Raw genomic sequence first — 16,685 nt, 5'->3', positions numbered from 1 at the left:
GGCCAGAGTCGGGGACGGGTCGGAGCCCGGAGGTTAGGCGGCGGGCGTTCCGGATACACGTTCACCCGTCCGTGGCCGGTCGTAGGGCGTGCATCGTCCGTGGGGAGTTGTGCGTGCTCGATCTGCTGGCCGGTCCGTGGCCCCTTGGCCAGAGCATCGCCCTGTTCGTCCTGGCCGGCGGCCTGACGGTCGTCGGCAGCGTCCGGCTGGCCGGGATCGGTGACGTGCTGGCGGACCGCACGGGGCAGGGCGAGGCCCTGTTCGGCGCGGTGTTCTTCGGCCTGGTGACCTCCCTCTCCGGCATCGTGATGACGGCGGTCACCGCCGCGAACGACCAGCCGCAGCTGGCCTACAGCAACGCCGTGGGCGGGATCGCGGCACAGACCCTGGCCGTCGCCGTCGCGGACGCCGCCTATCGCCGCGTCAACCTGGAGCACGCGGCGGCCTCGATGTCGAACGTGCTCTTCGGCAGCCTGCTGATCGCGCTGCTCGGCGTCTCCCTCATGGCGTCGTTCAGCCCCGACGTCTCGCTGCTGGGCGTGCACCCCGCCTCCCCGGTCATCGTGGCGTTCTACTGGGGCGGCCTGCGCCTCGTGCACGACCGCAGCCGCACGCGCCCGATGTGGGAGGCCGTGCACACGCGCGAGACGGTGCGGGACGTGCCGGACGAGACCGACACCGGCGGACGGCGGACCGGGGCGCTGTGGGCGGACTTCGCCCTCGCCGCCGCCCTCGTCGTGGTCGCCGGGTGGGTGGTCGCGCGGGCGGCCGGGACCCTCGTGGAGAGCACCGGGCTCCAGGCGGGCTTCGTGGGCGCCGCGTTCATGGGCGTCGTCAACGCGCTGCCGGAGACGGTCACCGCCGTGGCGGCCGTTCGGCGCGGGGCCCTCACCCTCGCCGTCGCGGCGATCATCGGGGGCAACTGCCTCGACGCGCTCAACCTCGTCGTCGGCGACCTGGCCTACCGGGGCGGCTCGCTCTACCACGCGGCCGGATCCGACCAGTTGTTCCTCACCGCCGGCGCGCTGGTGATGACGACGGTCCTGCTCGGCGGCCTGCTGGTGCGGCAGAAGCGCGGGTGGTGGCGGCTCGGCTTCGACGGTGTCCTGCTGATCCTCGTCTACGTGACGATCATCGCCACGCTGGCCTTCTGAAGGGGGCTGACGCCCGCCTGGGCGGGTACGCCGTGGTCCGGGCGGGACGATCGGCCCGGTCACCCGGACGTCCGCCGCCGGGCGCCCCGGAGGGCGGCACCGACGGCGGACGTCGCGCGGGGGATCAGAGGTCGAACTCGCTCGGCGGCAGCTCCAGCGTGTGGCACGCCTCGCGGACGACGGCCTGCTCGTCCTTGTCGAAGTTGCCGTCGGCACCGCCGATGACGATGCCGATCTGGATGACGGCGCGGGCCTCCACCGGCTTCTTCTTCACCTTGCCGATGTCCTGCAGCACGGCGATCTTGCCGAAGTCGAAGTCGGCGGTGAGCTTGTCGACGTACGCGTCGAACCGGCGGCGCAGTTCGTCGGCCGGGAAGTTCCGCAGCGTGTCGTTGCTCGTGATGAGCGACGCCACGCGCTGCCGCTCCGCCGGGTCGACGGAGCCGTCGGCCGCCGCGACGAGGGCGCACATCGCCATGCTCGCGTCCCGGAAGCCCCCGCTCTTCAGCTCGTTCTTCTTGGACTCCAGCTGACCCTGCATCTGCTGGGCGGATTCCTTGAGGCGGTCCCACAGTGCCATGGTGGTTCGGTTTCCCTTCGTCTGCGGATGTGCGGGACGGCCCGGCGGTGGTGCCGGGCGGTGGTGCCGGGCGGTGGTGCCGGGCGGTGGTGCCGGACGGGCGGGCTCAGCCCTCGTCCTCGTCGCCCTCGAAGGCGTCGCCGATCTCGTCGACGACCTCGGCGGCGACCATCCCGCCGACGACACCGACCGCGAGCCCGGCCGCTCCCGCCGCGATGGCCGTGCCCATGCCGGGCCCGGAGCGCCCGTGTTCGCCGTGGTGCTCGTCCTTGTACGCGTGACCACCGTACGGGTCGCCGTGCCCGCCGAAGTGGCCTCCGTACGGCGCGCCGTGGCCCGCGTGGGACGCGCGGGCGTCCACGAGGGTGCGCACCCAGGCGTCGACCTCGGCCGCCCAGTCCCGCTGCTCGACGCCCTCGTGCGGCACGGTGTGCCGGTTCAGCGCGTCGCCGCCGCCGAACTGCCCGAACAGGCCGGAGCCGCGCTTGTCGGCCTCCAGGATCACCTCCAGGCCGGCGGGCGAGGCCAGGAACGTCACCTCCAGCTCGTTCAGCGCCCCGGCGTACTGCGGCGCCGGGCTGAGCTCGATCTCCTGGTAGAAGGGCAGCTGCTGGCCGGTGCCGTGGATGTGGCCCAGCTCCAGGTCGGCGGAGGCGAAGCCGAAGCCGAGCTGACCGAGCGCCTCCAGGACCGCCGCCTGCGCGGGCAGGGGCGCGACGGCCAGCGCGTCCAGGTCGCCCTTGTCCTTGGCGCCGGACACCTCCAGCTCCGTCCGCACGCCGAGGACGACGCCGAGCGGCTGGCCGTGGAGCTCCGTGACCGGCGTCTCCCACGGCAGCGTGACCGCGAAGGGGACGGTCTGCTCGGCGCCCTCGGCGAGCCGGAACCCGCCTCCGACCGAGACCCGGTCGAACGCGACCGTGCCCTCGGCCTCGCCGTCCTCGTGCTCCGCCTCGACGCGGGCGACGAGTTCGAGGGTGATCTGCTCGATGTCGTAGTCCGCGTTGCCGCCCTTGAGGCGCACCTCACCGCGCAGGGTTCCGCCGGGCAGGGCCGCCACCGGCTCGAGCACCGTGTCGACCGTGGGCGCACCCACGCCGAGCGACCCGAGTAGCCGCTTGAAAACCATGGGAACAGTCCGCTCCTTCTTCTCTCACTACCTCACGACGCACACGGTGTGCGTCGCACTGATGACGGTAAGTACATGTTCCCGGGTGTGACGCGGCCCACGCGGGGCCGCGCCTTCCCGGTGCTCAACGGCCGCCCTTGAGGCGTTCCACGGCGGCGACGCCCGCGGCGGCGAGACCGACCTGGATGGCCAGTTCGATCCAGTCGATTCCGTCGGTGTCGGCCACGCCCACGGCGGCGGCGACGGCCGTACCGACGAGCGCCGCCACGACGCCGACCGCGATCGTCAGCAGCACGCCGATGCGCTGGCGGCCGGGCAGGACCAGGCGTCCGAGCACGCCGATGACGACACCGATGATGAGCGCGGTGATGATTCCCGAGATCTCCATGACCGTCCTTCCTGTACGCGTTCCCCGGTCCGTCTACCCCGTCGGCGGCGTTTGTCCCGGCCCCCGTTCACGTCGCCGCCGCCGCGGGCGCCCCGCCGGTGCCGGCGCCGGCACCGGCGTCACTGCGGGTGGGTGAGCCGGGCGATCAGGTCGTCCAGGCTCACCAGGCCCAGCAGCCGCCCCTGTTCGTCGCGGATGACGGCCAGCGTGGCGCGGCGCTGGCGCAGCACCTCGATCGCCCGGGCGACCGTGTCCTGCGGGCCGACCTCGGGCACCGGACGGGCGAGGCCGCGGGCCGTGCGGCTGCGCGCCCCGGCGCGGGCCACGATCGCGTCCCGGGCGTGGACGGAGCCGAGCACCCGGTCCCCGTCGCGGACCAGGAGGCGCGTGCGGTCGTGCGCGGACGCGGTGGCGAGGACGGCGTCGGCGTCGGCGTCGGCCGGGACGGCGTCGATCCGGTCGGCCGGGACCATCAGCGTCCCGACGCGCTCCTGGGGGGCGGTCAGGCTCCGCTTGAGCAGGCCGGAGTCGTCCTGGCTGATGAGGCCGAGACGCTGGGACTCGGTGATCAGGTGCGCCAGCTGCTCCCGGTTGTGGACGGACGTCAGCTCCTCGCGCGGCGTCACCCGGCACAGCCTCACCAGACCGTTGCTGATCTTGTTCAGCACCCAGATGAGCGGCCGGACGAGCAGCGTGACCCCGCGGAAGGCCGGAGCCAGCAGCATCGCGGAGCTCTCCGGGTGGGCGATGGCCCAGGACTTGGGCGCCATCTCACCGATCACCATGTGGAGGAAGACGACGATGGCCATCGCGAAGACGAAGGCGATGCCGTACGACAGCCCGCCGGGCAGGCCCCACGATTCCAGCAGCGGCTCGACGCGGTGGGAGATCGCCGGCTTGGAGATGCTGCCGAGGCCCAGCGTGCAGACGGTGATGCCGAGCTGGGCGCCCGCGAGCATCAACGACAGCTCCTGCATGCCCGCCAGCGCCGCCTTCGCCCCCCGTCGGCCCTGGTCGGCGTAGTGCTCCATGCGGTGGTGCTTCGCGGCGACGAGGGCGAACTCGGCGGCCACGAAGAAGCCGCTGGCGATGAGCAGCAGGACGGTGACGAACACGGCGGTCAGCGGACTCATGCGCGCTCCCCCTCGTCCTGCGTCGCGTCCACCCGGGTCAGCCGGAGGCGCTCGGGCACGTGCCGGTCCAGGGACAGCACGTCGACGACGGCCGCACCGCCGGTGGACAGCTCCACCGTCACGCGGTCGCCGATCGTCGGGAACCGGCCGAGCCGGTCGATGACCAGGCCGCCCACCGTCTCGTAGTCCTCGGCCTCGGGGAGGTGGACGCCGGTGGCCTCGGCCACCTCGTCCGGCCGACGGCCCGCGTCGACGATCCAGCCGTCCCCCTCCGCGAAGGCGGTGAACTCCGGCCGGTCCGACTCGTCGGCGATCTCACCGACGAGCTCCTCGGCGATGTCCTCGTAGGTGATGATTCCGGCCAGCCCTCCGTGTTCGTCGAGCACGACGGCGAACTCCTCGTTGCGGTCGCGCATCTGGGACACGGCGTCCGGGAGGGGCTGCGTGTCGGGCAGCAGCAGGGCCGGGCGGGCGAGGGCGCCCGCCGTCGTCCCGGCGAGCGCGTCGGCGTCCCGGCGCATCAGTTCCCGCACCCCGACCACGCCGACGACGTCGTCCGGACGGTCCCCGAGCACCGGGTAGTTGCTGTGCCCGTAGCGGGCGATCAGCTCCACCACCTCCGTCGCCGGGGCCCCGGCCGCGATGAACGCGGTGTTGACGCGGGGCACCATGACGGCCCCGGTGTTGCGGTCGCCGAACTCCAGGGCGTGGTCGATCAGGAGAGCGGTGTGCTGCGGCAGGTGGCCCTGCTCGTGCGCGGCCTCTATGAGGTGGCCCAGCTCCTCCAGCGTGGCCCCGTGGTGCAGTTCCTCCACCGGCTCGATGCCGATCCGGCGCAGCAGCCGGTTGGCGGCGCTGTCGAAGACCCGGATCGCCGGTCCGGCCACCTTCAGGTACCCCAGGGTGGAGACGGCGAGCGACTTGGCCAGCCGGTCCGGGACCGCCAGCGCCAGGTTCTTCGGGGCCAGTTCTCCGACGACCATCTGCAGCGCTGTGGCCAGCACGAACGCCGTCACCAGCGCGATGCCTCCCACCGCCGCGTCCGGCACGCCGATGCCGGTGAGCACCGGACGCAGCAGCTCGGCCATGGCCGGTTCGGCGAGGAAGCCGACGACCAGGCCCGTGACGGTGATGCCGAGTTGAGCCCCCGACAGCATGAACGACAACCGGCTGAGCACCCGCACGGCGCGGGCGGCGCGCTTGTCACCGGCCGCCGCCTCGCGTTCCAGGGCCAGCCGGTCGGCGGCCACGTAGGCGAACTCCTGGGCCACGAAGTAGCCGGTGCCGAAGGTGAGGACGACGACGGCGAGGAGGCCGAGCCACGCGCTCACGGCTCACCGCCCCCACGCTTCGGTGCGCGGCGGCAGGCCGGGACGGGCCGTCGCCGAGGTCGGGGAGACAAGAAGGGGCTCCTACGGTCGGGCGGTGGTCGCTGGTGCGGCAGCCGCACTTCCTGGAAATCTACAGCACTGTAGAAGTTGACGGGGAGGGCCGCCCTGCGCCCGGCTACGCTGCACCGATGGTAGGCGCGGGTCCACCGCGCGGAAGGGGTGCGAGGTGACCGACCACCGACAACCGGCCCGGCGTCGCGGCCAGGGCGAACTGGAGGCACAGGTCCTCCTCGCCCTGCGGCAGGCCCCCGGCCCCGTGACGGCGGCCTGGGTGCGGGAACGACTGGGCGGCGACCTCGCCTACACCACCGTCCTCACCATCCTCACCCGGCTGCTGGCCAAGAACGCCGTCAGCCGCGAACGTATGAGCAGGGCGTTCCTGTGGACCTCCACCGCTGACGAGGCCGGGCTCGCCGCCCTGCGCATGCGCCGCCTCCTCGACGGCGAGGCCGACCGGGAAGCCGTCCTGGCCAGCTTCGTGACGTCCCTGACGCCCGAGGACGAACGCGTCGTCCGCGAACTGCTGAACGAGGCGGGCCAGGACCGGGACGGCTGACCGTGGGCCTCTTCGTCTTCCTCCCCCTCGTCCTGCCGCTGACCGCGTGGCCGATCGCACGCCTCGCCGAGCAGCACCTGCACCCCCGGCGTGCCACCCGGCTGCTCGCCTGGCTCAGCGCCGTCATGGCGGTCTGCAGCACCCTCTCCCTCGCCCTCATCATGGTCGTCGGCACCGCGCAGCTGCCGCACAACCCGCTGCCCGACGGCTGGTCCGACCCGGAGGTGCGCGAAGCCGTCCCCTACGACGACGTGGCCGGGACGGCGGCCATCCCGGCCCTCACAGCCGTCACCGTGCTCGGCACGGCGACCCTGTGGCGTCACCACCGGGTCCGGCGCCGCGCCGCACAGGCCCTGGACCACCTGCCCCGGCGGCCCGTCGCCGTCGTCCGCGACGCGCGGCCCTACGCCTACGCGCTCCCGGGCAGGCCGGACCGCGTCGTCGCCTCCACCGGGATGCTCGCCCGTCTCGACTCCGCCGAGCGGCGCGCGCTGTTCGCGCACGAACGCGTCCACCTCACCGCACGCCACCACCGCTACCTCCTCACCACCCGGCTCGCCGCCCGGGCCAACCCCTTCCTCCGACCCCTGCACCACGCCGTCGCGTTCGGAGCCGAGCGCTGGGCCGACGAGGAGGCGGCCCGACTCCTCGGTGACCGCCGCCTCATGGCCCGCGCCGTGGGCAAGGCCGCGCTGGCCGGCCACCGGACCCCGAGCCCCACGATCGCCGGTCTCGCCGCCCCGGGCCCGGTGCCCCGTCGCATCGCCGCCCTGCTCGAACCGCCCCCCGCACCGTCCGCCTGGCCCGCGCTGTGGACCGCCACGGGGCTGGCCGCCTGGACCGCCGCCGCGGGCACCACCGTCTCCGCCCTGGCGTCCGCCAACTCCGCGTTCGCCCTGATCACCCTCCTCCACGCCGCCACGCCGCTGTAGCGGTGCGGCGTTCTACAGGACGGCGAGCACGGTGGCCAGCGCGAGCAGCGCACCGCCGACGAGGACGCAGTCGACGGCCCACCCGATGAGCGCGTACTTGCGCCGCGCCGTGCGAGTCAGCCGGTCCAGCCGGGCGAGCTGCCGCACGGGGTCGTGCGCCGTGGCGAGGAGGTGGTCCGTGGTGAGCTGCGCCGTGTTGCGGGGGCGGACGGCCCGCAGCAGCAGGACGGCGGCCACGGCCAGCACCGCCACCGCGCACCCACCGGTCACCCGGACCGCGACGTCCCCCGGCACCTCCTTCGCGGCACCCGCGACGACCGCGAGCAACGCTCCGTCGAGGGCCAGCAGCAGGCTCGCCTTGGTGTCGGCCCGGGCGAAGAGCTGCTGCACGTCGTCCAACGCCCGCAGGTGCGCGGCGGCGTCCGGCGCGGGCGTGGGGGGTGTCGGGGCGGCGGGCGTGGGCGTGGGCTCAGTGGTCACCGCTCAACCTCCTTCGGGACGTGCCGCGTCCGGTACCACGGACACGGGCGCAGGGGTCACCGGTTCGCCCGCCGACCGCCGGCGTCACGGCCCCGCCGGGGGTCACAGCGTCCGGCGCATACAGACGCGGGGCCACCGGTCCAGTCCGTGCGCCGCCTCCCGCGCCCGGATCTCCCGCAGCCCCGGGGAGAGCTCCCCGTCGTCCAGGCGCCCGAACCCGCACCGCTCGTAGTAGGGCGCGTTCCACGGCACCTCCGCGAACGTGGTCAGCGTCAGCGCGGGCGCCCCGACGGCCCGGGCCTCACCGGCCAGATGCTCCAGCAGACCCCGCCCGACACCGCGCCGCGCCCAGGCCGGGTGGACCGACACCTGCTCGACGTGGAGGTTCCCGTCAACGCGGTCCGCGAGCGCGTAGGCGACCGGCCGATCCGTGCCGTCGACCGCGACCCAGGCCGCCCCGGCCCGGCGGTAGCGGTCCAACTCCGCGACGGCCAGCGGCTCGTCGTCGGCGATCTCGGCCATGCCGATGTCCCGGAAGCACCGCCCCGCGGCCCTCTCGATGTCCCGCAGCAACTCCAGCTCCCCCCGCCGCACACCCCGCACCCGCATACCCCCATGATGCGCTACGCGAAAATTCCCGGGCTCGGACCGCTAAGCACGTGACGCCAGTGAGTGTTTGCCGACTTGCCGAGCGCATGATGGTTGGGCTAGGAAATTATCTCAATTGGCTCGGTAAGCTGTGGGTTGTGGTGGGGATCGTTGAGCGGCTGGTGCCGGATGAGTTGTGGGAGTTGTTCCAGCGGGTGGTGCCGGAGGCGCCTTCGCGGCCGCAGGGTGGTGGTCGGCGCCGCCACGGTGACCGGGAGGTGCTGGCCGCGATCGTGTTCGTGGCGACCTCGGGGTGCACGTGGCAGCAGTTGCCCGCGGCGTCGTTCGGGCCTTCCGGGGCCACGGCCCACCGCCGGTTCGCCGAGTGGACGAAGGCCCGGGTGTGGGCCAAGCTGCACCGCCTGGTCCTGGATGAACTCGGCTCCCGGGGTGAGCTGGACTGGTCGAGGTGCGCGATCGACTCGGTGAACATGCGGGCCCTGAAAAGGGGGACCTGACAGGTCCGAATCCTTTCGACCGGGGCAAGTACGGGTCGAAGATCCACCTGATCACCGAGCGGACGGGTCTGCCCATCTCCGTCGGGATCTCCGGCGCCAACGTCCCCGACAGCCAGGCTCTGATCCCCCTCGTGAGGGGGATACCGCCCATCCGGTCTCGCTGAGGCCGCCGTCGACGCAAGCCCGGCAAGCTTCACGCTGACAAGGGCTACGACTACCGCAACCTGCGGAAATGGCTGTCCCGGCGTGGCATCCGACACCGCATCGCCCGCAAGGGTGTCGATGCCTCACATCGCCTGGGCCAGCACCGCTGGACCATCGAACGCACCATTGCCTGGCTCGCCGACTGCCGCCGACTACACCGCCGATACGAACACAAGGCCGACCACTTCCTCGCCTTCACCAGCATCGTCTGCACGCTCATCTGCTACCGCAGACTCGCCAAATGAGACAAGCTCTAAGGGATGGATGGTCGGGTGGCCCGGAGGGGGCTCATCTCCGGGCCACCCGACCGCTGTAGTGTCAGGCCAACGGGCAGGTACCACAATCAGGTTGGAACAGGCTCAGCGTGCAGGGCGATAATTGGACAGTCGGGTGGGATTGCAAAGTGGGGGGGCGACGCGCGTGCATCTGAGCCGGATGGAAGTCAAAGGTCTGCGCGCGAGCGCCGAGTCGGAGATCGTCTGCGATCTTCCCGGCCGGTTCAGTGTTTTGATCGGCGCGAACGGTGTCGGGAAGACTACCGTCACTGATGCCCTGTACTTGGCTCATCCCAGCCGTTTCCCCAGCCTGCCGCGCCCTAGTGCTACTGCGCTGGGCGGCGGTGAACGCAGCATCACGGTCCAGTACTCCCTGGACTGTGACCCTGACGCCGAAGGGGCCCTGGGACGCCAGCTCCACGCCATCCACCACGGTTCGCCCGGCACTGTCGTGCAGCGCTGGAGTACGAATTTGACCCGAAGTCTGGGCAGCATCCAGGCGCAGGCAGGTCAGCGCCAGGGACCACTGGACACGCTCGACCCCTTCAAGATCCTTTACCTGCCCGCGTGGCGTCACCCGCTGGATGAGCTCGCCAGACGTGAGGTCCGCATCTTGATCGAATTGCTGCGTGCTCAGCAGGAGCGCCTGAACGGGCAGCGCAGTTTGGTATCGCTGCGGGCGCGGGCGTCGCAACTCCTAGAAGGGCTGGCCAAGGACGGCATCATCGAAGCCGTTGAGGAGCGTATCGGCGCACACCTCTCGGCGATGACGGCGGGCGTGGGTCGGCAGTGGTCCTATGTTCGCGGGCAGGTCATCAACGACAACTACCTAGCGCGCGTTCTGGAGCTGATGCTCGCGGTGATCGAGGGCCGGGCTCAGGCACGCCCATTGGAGGTATCCGGCCTGGGCTACGTTAACCTCCTCCACGTCGCCGTCACGCTGGCCGCAATCCCCGACCCCGCCAAGCGCGCCACAGGCATGCCCGACGGCCCGGGTATGGGGATTGCGCCCGGGCCTGGTGACGTGGAGGAGGCTGCGCGTCAGGCTCACGAGCAGCTCGTGCAGGCGCAGGCCGAGGCCGAGTCCGCAGAAGACTCCTTCTTCCCGCCAGATCCTTTCCATGCCACCGTGGTCATTGAGGAGCCCGAGGCTCACCTGCACCCGCAGCTTCAGCATGCACTAGTCCGCTACTTGCGGGGCGTCACCGCTCGGCGACCAGAACTGCAGATCGTCCTGTCCAGCCACGCCACCGACGTCATAGCGTCCTGCCGCCCAGAGCATATCGTCGTGTTGCGCCGGACTAGCGACGGACGCCGGGTGTGCCGCCCCATCGCCGCCTTGCCGATGGTCGAGCGCGACAAGACGCTGCGCATGACGCGGCTCCATCTAGACACCAGCCGCTCCGCCGCATTGTTCGCTGAACGTCTGGTCCTGGTCGAGGGTGTCACCGAGGTGGCCGTAGTGCGCGAGTTCGCCCGTGCCTGGGCCGCTCAGGACGCAGACAAGCAAGCGTTCGTCGAAGCCCTGAGCGTCGTGCCCATGGGCACCAAAGTCGGAGCGTGGGCAGTGCGGTTGCTCGCGACTAAGGGCGCGGAGTTGTGCACCAAGATCGCCGTCCTGCGCGACAGCGACCTGGCCTTCGACGCAGTCCCCGCTGACCCGACTTGGATCACCGCTCATGACCCCGATGTAGCCCAGGCGTTTATCAGTCACCCCACGCTTGAGCCAGCCATCACCGCAGGCAACGAAAAGCTGATCGCCGATGCCTTGGCCGACTTGTCCCTGCCCGTACCGGAGCCACTGGATCCCGAGTCAGTCCATGCCCTGTTTCGCAGCGCTCGCAAGGCCACGGACGGAAAGGGCGCCACACCCGCTGGCGCGGGGGCCAAGCGCAAGGCGGAGTTCGCGCTCGCACTCGCCCAACAACTCGCCGACGCCAACGAAGCAATGATCAACCCGGTCGTCCCAGACCATCTGCAGGCAATGTTCGACTTCTTGTACCCGGTGCCACCTGCCACCACCAAGCCGGACGACCGTCCCCAGCCGAGTGGGGACGACAGCGACGTACCAGGTAAGTCCGACGAGTCGGGCGACGTTCTGCCTCCTACTGCTAACCCCCGGTTCGGTCCGGAACTCGACGTCACCAGCTGGGGCGAGCACCGTGGCTGAGGCTGCTCTGGAGCGGCTGACCCCCGAACAGCTCATCGCCGCTGGCACACCCCTCCCACGCCTTTACATTGAAGCCGCCCCCGGCTCCGGAAAAACCACAGTGTCCGCACACCGCTTCGGCGTGCAGCGCTTCGCCCTGGCAAGCGACCCGCGCGCGGTGGTCGCAGTCAGCTTCACTCGCTCCGCCACCGCGGAACTGCGCGCACGCGTCCGTGCCACCTGGGGCCGCGCCGCGATCAATCCACCGCACCGCATCGTCACCCTGGACACCGTCGTCTACGACCTGCTCGCCCATCTCCTGCACAACAACAAGCTCCACTGGCCCGGCGGCCACACCGACCTTGAGGTCCTGGATACCTGGAAGGCCCACTACCCGACCCGCTATACGGCCCGGGAGCCGGTCCTCACACTCGAAGGTCGCCAGATCGTCACTGCCCATACCTACGGCCATACCAAGGACAACCACCCAGTCCAGCCTGACTTTGACGCCGCCGTGCACGACGGCCAATGCACCCACGACAACGTCCGCGCGATCCTCGAACAGGCCCTGGACGAAACGGACATCACGAGCTGCCTCATCGACTACCTCGCCACCACCACGCGAGCCCTGATCGTCGACGAGATCTTCGACGCCAACAGCCTCGACCTGGCCGTAGTCAAACTCGCAGCACAAGCTGGGCTGCACATCACCGTCGTCGGCGATCCCTGGCAAGCCCTGTACGGCTTCCGAGGCGCCCGCCCCGACCTCGTACCCACCCTCGTGGAGCGCGCCGAGATGGCCACCCTCCAGCTGACCACGTCCTTCCGCTGGCGCACGCCCGACCAAGAACACCTCGCCACGGCCCTGCGCCGAAGCGAACCCATCACGGTGCCCGGCGCCGCGATGGACGGTGTCGATGTTGTCCTAGCCCGCGAATGGAAGCCCCTGTGGGATACGCACCCCCGCGTACTACCCCTCGCCTTCCGATCCGCCAGCGGCAACACCCAGGAGGCCGCCTCCACCCTGTTGCTCGACCGGCTCACTCGCAGCGCCTTCGGCGAGCACGCCACCTACGCGGCCGACGCGGCCGCCACGCTACGCCTAGGCTTTGAAGCTCGCGCCCGACTAGAACCCCGCCTAGACGCAGTTCTCGCGCGGCTCACCGACAGCGACGACCTGCCTGCCACGCTCGCGTACCTCACGGCACAAATCGCAACTGAGTCGTCCGCCAAAATCCCCCGGAGGCACCGCGACCACATCAATCGCCTCCAACAGTTGCGCACCCGCCTCCTCCGCCCCTTAGACGACCTCGTTCTCGGTCTGACCACGCATCAGGCCAAGGGACGTGAGTGGGACACCGTCGCTGTGCGACTCGAGGACAGCGATACACGAGCCCTACGCTGCGGCCTGGACCGGGACAACGAAGACCACCGCAAGCTCTACGTGGCACTCACCCGCGCTCGCTGCCGATCACTCGCCATGTGACGAGGGAGTCGCGAGTGCCCGATGGACGACGGCCCGATGCGCGGTCCACCGCCGGGACCATGCTGCTGTTGCTTAGGCTCTGGATGTCGTCGTCGACGCCATCACGGGATGGGAGCCTGACGGTTCAGCACGGATACGAGCCCGGTGCATGCACGTCATCGGACCCATGCTGAAGAACGTTGGTGACGCGCTCTGGCGCCCCGGGCCGGAGACGAGCGAAGAGAACAGAGACTGCTTGAACGAGGGACCCCAGGCCGCAAGTGAGATAGAAGATCACGAAGGGTCCGCCGCACCGCCACACGTGATGCCTCGGTGTCTGGCCTCGGGCCAGAGCGCGGAGAGGGTCCTGTCCAGCTGAACTCTATTAGAAGCGAGCCAACCCCTCCATAGCGGTCTTCAGAGAACCTGGTGACACTCGCGCTCACGCAAAGCGGCCGATGACGACGGAGCGCCTCAACCAGAAGAAACTGTCTGAGGCGCTCCGGTGCAGGTCAGACGAGGTTCCCCTCCCTGCTTCGAGTAGGCCGTGTGGGACTCGAACCCACAACCAATGGATTAAAAGTCCACTGCTCTGCCAATTGAGCTAACGGCCCGGGGTGTGCTGGGTCGAGCATAGCCGGGCGGGGGCCGGAGGGCCGAGTGGGTATCGGGGCCCGGGCGCGTGGGTGTCGCCCGGGCCCCCGACGCGTCAGCCGTTCTGCTTCCAGCGGGGCTTGTCGGTGCGGCGGCCGAAGGAGCGGCTGCCGGTGCTGGGGGCGGCGCGGTGGTCGTCGCGACGGCCGTAGGGGCGGCGGTCGTCGGAGCGACGGTCGCGGTTGAACGGACGGTCGTCGTAGCGACGGTCGTCGCGGCGGTAGCCGCCGCGGTCGTCCGAGCGGCGGTCGCGGTTGAAGCCGCCGCCGCGGTGGCCGCCGCGGTCGTCGGAACGTCGGTCGTCGGAACGTCGGTCGTCGGAGCGACGGTCGCGGTTGAACGGACGGTCGTCCCGGCGGAAGCCGCCGCGGTCGTCGGAGCGGCGGTCGTCGCGGCGGTCCCGGTCGCGGTTGAAGCCGCCCCGGTCGTCGCGGCGGTCGCGGTTGAAGCCGCCACCCCGGTGGCCGCCGCGGTCGTCGCGGCGCGGGTAGTTGCCGCCCTCGCGCTTGCGGTCCTCGCGCTGCTGGGCCGCCTTGCGCTCCTGCTCGGCGGCACGGGCCGCTGCGGCCTTGACGGCGCGCTCGGCCTCCTCGACGGCCGCGCGGTCCATCTCCTCGGTGAGCCGGGCGACGGCCTCGTCGGCGTCGGCGCCCCGGTCGCGGGCGGCACGGGCGGTCAGGCGGCCGGCCTCGTCGCGCAGTTCCTGGGCGCGCCGCTTGGCCTCGTCGAGCTTGCGGGAGAGGTTGGCGACGTCGCGGTCGGCCTGGCGGGCGGAGTTCGCGGCGGCCTCGGCCTGGACCTCGCTGAGGGAGCGGGCCCCGGTGATGGCTGCCACGTCGTCGTCGAAGACGTCACCGCGGCCGATGAGGTGCCGGGAGGCGTCGACGCCGGCGTCCTCCATCAGGCGGAACGTCTGCCGCCGCTGGTGCGGCAGGGCCAGGGAGACGACGGTGCCGGACTGACCGGCGCGGGCGGTGCGGCCCGAGCGGTGCAGGTAGTCCTTGTGGTCCCCGGCCGGGTCGACGTTGAGGACGAGGTCGATGCCGTCGACGTGGATGCCGCGCGCGGCGACGTCGGTGGCGACGAGGACGTTGACGTGCCCGTCCTTGAAGTCGGCCAGCGTGCGGGTGCGGGCGCCCTGGGTCATGCCGCCGTGCAGGGCGTCGGCGCGCACGCCGGACTCGCGGAGCTGCTCGGCGACGCGGTCGGCCCCCATCTGGGTGCGGACGAACGCGATCGTGCGGCCCTTGCGGGCGGCGATGGCGGCGGTGACGGGTGCCTTGTCCTGCGGCTTCACGATGAGGATGTGGTGCGTCATCGTCGTGACCGCGCCCTGGGCCGCGTCGACCTCGTGGCTGACGGGGTCGACGAGGTAGCGCTTGACGAGGGTGTCGATCTCGCGCTCCAGCGTGGCGGAGAACAGCATGCGCTGACCGCCCTCGGGAACGAGGTCGAGGATCTCGGTGACCTCGGGCAGGAAGCCGAGGTCGGCCATCTGGTCGGCCTCGTCGAGGACGGCGACCTCGACGTCGTCGAGCGAGCAGGCGCCCCGGTTGATCAGGTCGCGCAGTCGGCCGGGGGTGGCGACGAGGACGTCGACGCCGCGCTCCAGCGCGCCGATCTGGTTGCCCATGGAGGTGCCGCCGCAGACGACCTTCAGCTTGAGGCCGAGCACGTCGCCGTAGGGCTGGAGGGCGTCGGAGACCTGCATGGCGAGCTCACGCGTCGGCGTCATGATGACGGCGCGCGGGCGGTGCCGGGCGGTGCGGCCCCCGGCGAGCCGGGCGAGCGTCGGGAGGCCGAAGCTCAGCGTCTTGCCGGAGCCGGTGCGGCCACGGCCGAGGATGTCCTTGCCGGCCAGGGCGTCCGGGATGGTCGCGGCCTGGATGGGGAAGGGGCTGGTGACGCCGTTCTGCGCGAGCTTGCGCACGACGTTGTCGGGGAGACCGAGGGCGCCGAAGGTCGTCGTGGGCTCGTCCGCGACGGCGTCCGCGGCCTCGGCGTCGACGGCCAGGGCGTCGACGGGGGCGTCGGCCTGCGCGTCGACGGGGGTGTCGACCGCGACGTCCGCCACGGTCTCGGGGGAACGCTCGACGTCGTCCGTGAGAACGGAGACGGTTTCGGGCGTGGAAACAGACATGCTGATGCGAACCTTCCGGAGTTCATCGGCACGCGCCACAAACTTCCGTGAATTCGCAACAGGACCGCCTTATGCGGTCAAGCCCACGGCTAAGCAACGGAACGCGCCACGCGGCGCGCTTCAATTGGGCGCCGGGTCAAATGGGATCAAACGATCTACCACCATACGCACCTCCCCGTGCATCGTGCAAACTCCCCGCCGGGGTCGGGGCTGTGGGCTCGCCCACTCCGTCCCCTACTCCGCACGCCCTACTCCTCAGGCGCCTCGCCCCCGCCGCCGGACGGCCCCGGGGACGTGGTCGGCGGCTCGGGCTCCGGGGTCGTTTCCGGATCGGACGGCGACGGCGTGGGCGTCGGGTCGGGTTCGGGGTCGTCGTCGCCCGGCGGCTCCGGCCGCCCGGGGCCCCCGCCCGGGTCGTCGGAGGGTTCCTCGGCGCCGGGCCCGGGGGGCGGGTCGGCGGGTTCCGGGGCACGGTCCGGGTCCTCGCCGGGGCCGGGCTCCTCGGCCGCGTCGTTCCGCTCCTCCGCGTCGTCGGCCCCCGACGAGGGCGTGTCCTCCGCCGCCGCCTCGGACCGCCGCCCGTCCGGCCCGACCGGGGCCCGGGGGCCGCCCTCCGGGGCGCCGTCCTCCGCCGAGCCGGACGGCGAGGGGGCGGAGGTGTGGCCGGCCGGTTGGGGGACGGGCGGGCCCGGGTCCCCGCCCACCGTCATGCACCCGGCCACGCCGAGCAGGCCGAGCGCCACGAGCCCGGTCCGCACGGTGGGGACGAGACGGGACACGCAGGGGCGCACGGCGCTCAGCACCGGCGTACGGGGGCGGTCTTCCGGCGTACCGGGGCGAGCGGCGGGAGCAGGGCGCACGGTCGGACTCCTCCGAGGGCGGGCGGGCCGGGCGGGCCGGCGACGGACTCCCCAGGGCGGCTCCGGGCGGGCCGGCGACGGGGCGGGCC

The 16,685-nt window shown here is 71.7% G+C and carries 14 protein-coding genes, 1 tRNA gene and 1 pseudogene; 6 read left to right on the top strand and 10 right to left on the bottom strand.

The window, feature by feature from the left end; all coding sequences use genetic code 11:
• Positions 1–122 precede the first annotated feature (122 nt).
• On the top strand, positions 123–1,154 hold the full coding sequence (locus tag V6D49_RS14110) for a sodium:calcium antiporter (RefSeq protein WP_340563997.1): 1,032 nt from the start codon (positions 123–125) through the stop codon (positions 1,152–1,154).
• 124 nt (positions 1,155–1,278) lie between these two features.
• Here the strand turns inward: V6D49_RS14110 and V6D49_RS14105 are convergent, their stop codons facing one another.
• The 5 genes from V6D49_RS14105 to V6D49_RS14085 form a co-directional block, all read right to left on the bottom strand.
• Positions 1,279–1,734, bottom strand: a complete 456-nt coding sequence (locus V6D49_RS14105) for a tellurite resistance TerB family protein (RefSeq protein WP_340559998.1) — start codon at positions 1,732–1,734, stop codon at positions 1,279–1,281.
• A 106-nt stretch (positions 1,735–1,840) separates the two neighbouring features.
• Positions 1,841–2,863: a sporulation protein gene (locus V6D49_RS14100; protein ID WP_340559997.1), complete on the bottom strand. Its 1,023-nt coding sequence runs from the start codon at positions 2,861–2,863 to the stop codon at positions 1,841–1,843.
• Positions 2,864–2,987: 124 nt separating this feature from the next.
• Positions 2,988–3,251 (bottom strand): GlsB/YeaQ/YmgE family stress response membrane protein, encoded by a 264-nt coding sequence (locus tag V6D49_RS14095; protein ID WP_340559996.1) that lies wholly within the window; start codon positions 3,249–3,251, stop codon positions 2,988–2,990.
• Between the two features lie 119 nt (positions 3,252–3,370).
• Positions 3,371–4,384 carry a hemolysin family protein gene (locus V6D49_RS14090; protein WP_340559994.1) on the bottom strand — a complete coding sequence of 338 codons (1,014 nt, stop codon included), beginning with the start codon at positions 4,382–4,384 and terminating at the stop codon, positions 3,371–3,373.
• Complete coding sequence (locus V6D49_RS14085) at positions 4,381–5,715, bottom strand: hemolysin family protein (RefSeq protein ID WP_340559992.1); 1,335 nt, start codon at positions 5,713–5,715, stop codon at positions 4,381–4,383. Before V6D49_RS14085 ends, V6D49_RS14090 begins: the two co-directional genes overlap by 4 nt.
• Before the next feature lie 226 nt (positions 5,716–5,941).
• Between V6D49_RS14085 and V6D49_RS14080 the strand changes: the two genes are divergently transcribed.
• Both V6D49_RS14080 and V6D49_RS14075 read left to right on the top strand, forming a co-directional pair.
• The gene (locus tag V6D49_RS14080) at positions 5,942–6,331 is read left to right on the top strand and encodes a BlaI/MecI/CopY family transcriptional regulator (RefSeq protein ID WP_340559990.1); all 390 of its coding nucleotides are present in this window, start codon (positions 5,942–5,944) and stop codon (positions 6,329–6,331) included.
• 2 nt (positions 6,332–6,333) lie between these two features.
• On the top strand, positions 6,334–7,263 hold the full coding sequence (locus V6D49_RS14075; RefSeq protein ID WP_340559989.1) for a M56 family metallopeptidase: 930 nt from the start codon (positions 6,334–6,336) through the stop codon (positions 7,261–7,263).
• 12 nt (positions 7,264–7,275) lie between these two features.
• Here the strand turns inward: V6D49_RS14075 and V6D49_RS14070 are convergent, their stop codons facing one another.
• Both V6D49_RS14070 and V6D49_RS14065 read right to left on the bottom strand, forming a co-directional pair.
• A complete protein-coding gene (locus V6D49_RS14070) occupies positions 7,276–7,743 on the bottom strand; it encodes an integral membrane plasmid transfer protein (RefSeq protein WP_340559988.1) in 468 nt (155 codons plus the stop codon).
• Positions 7,744–7,845: 102 nt separating this feature from the next.
• Positions 7,846–8,352: a GNAT family N-acetyltransferase gene (locus V6D49_RS14065; protein ID WP_340559987.1), complete on the bottom strand. Its 507-nt coding sequence runs from the start codon at positions 8,350–8,352 to the stop codon at positions 7,846–7,848.
• Between the two features lie 146 nt (positions 8,353–8,498).
• Between V6D49_RS14065 and V6D49_RS14060 the strand changes: the two are divergent.
• From V6D49_RS14060 to V6D49_RS14050, 3 genes and pseudogenes are all read left to right on the top strand, one after another.
• Positions 8,499–9,298, top strand: a pseudogene (locus V6D49_RS14060) (IS5 family transposase).
• Between the two features lie 175 nt (positions 9,299–9,473).
• The gene (locus V6D49_RS14055) at positions 9,474–11,498 is read left to right on the top strand and encodes an ATP-dependent nuclease (RefSeq protein WP_340559985.1); all 2,025 of its coding nucleotides are present in this window, start codon (positions 9,474–9,476) and stop codon (positions 11,496–11,498) included.
• A complete protein-coding gene (locus V6D49_RS14050) occupies positions 11,491–12,963 on the top strand; it encodes a UvrD-helicase domain-containing protein (RefSeq protein ID WP_340559983.1) in 1,473 nt (490 codons plus the stop codon). The genes V6D49_RS14055 and V6D49_RS14050 overlap by 8 nt, the downstream gene beginning before the upstream one ends.
• A gap of 520 nt (positions 12,964–13,483) precedes the next feature.
• On the opposite strand, the gene V6D49_RS14045 is transcribed toward V6D49_RS14050, so the two are convergent.
• The 3 genes from V6D49_RS14045 to V6D49_RS14035 form a co-directional block, all read right to left on the bottom strand.
• Positions 13,484–13,556, bottom strand: a tRNA-Lys gene (locus V6D49_RS14045).
• Between the two features lie 95 nt (positions 13,557–13,651).
• A complete protein-coding gene (locus tag V6D49_RS14040; protein ID WP_340559981.1) occupies positions 13,652–15,736 on the bottom strand; it encodes a DEAD/DEAH box helicase in 2,085 nt (694 codons plus the stop codon).
• A gap of 248 nt (positions 15,737–15,984) precedes the next feature.
• Positions 15,985–16,596, bottom strand: a complete 612-nt coding sequence (locus V6D49_RS14035; RefSeq protein ID WP_340559979.1) for a hypothetical protein — start codon at positions 16,594–16,596, stop codon at positions 15,985–15,987.
• Positions 16,597–16,685 lie beyond the last annotated feature (89 nt).

The sequence above is a fragment of the Streptomyces sp. GSL17-111 genome (assembly GCF_037911585.1).
In the GTDB taxonomy this organism is placed as follows: domain Bacteria; phylum Actinomycetota; class Actinomycetes; order Streptomycetales; family Streptomycetaceae; genus Streptomyces.
The sequence above is the reverse complement of the archived record's forward strand: the minus strand, read 5'-3'. Positions and strand labels throughout refer to the sequence as shown.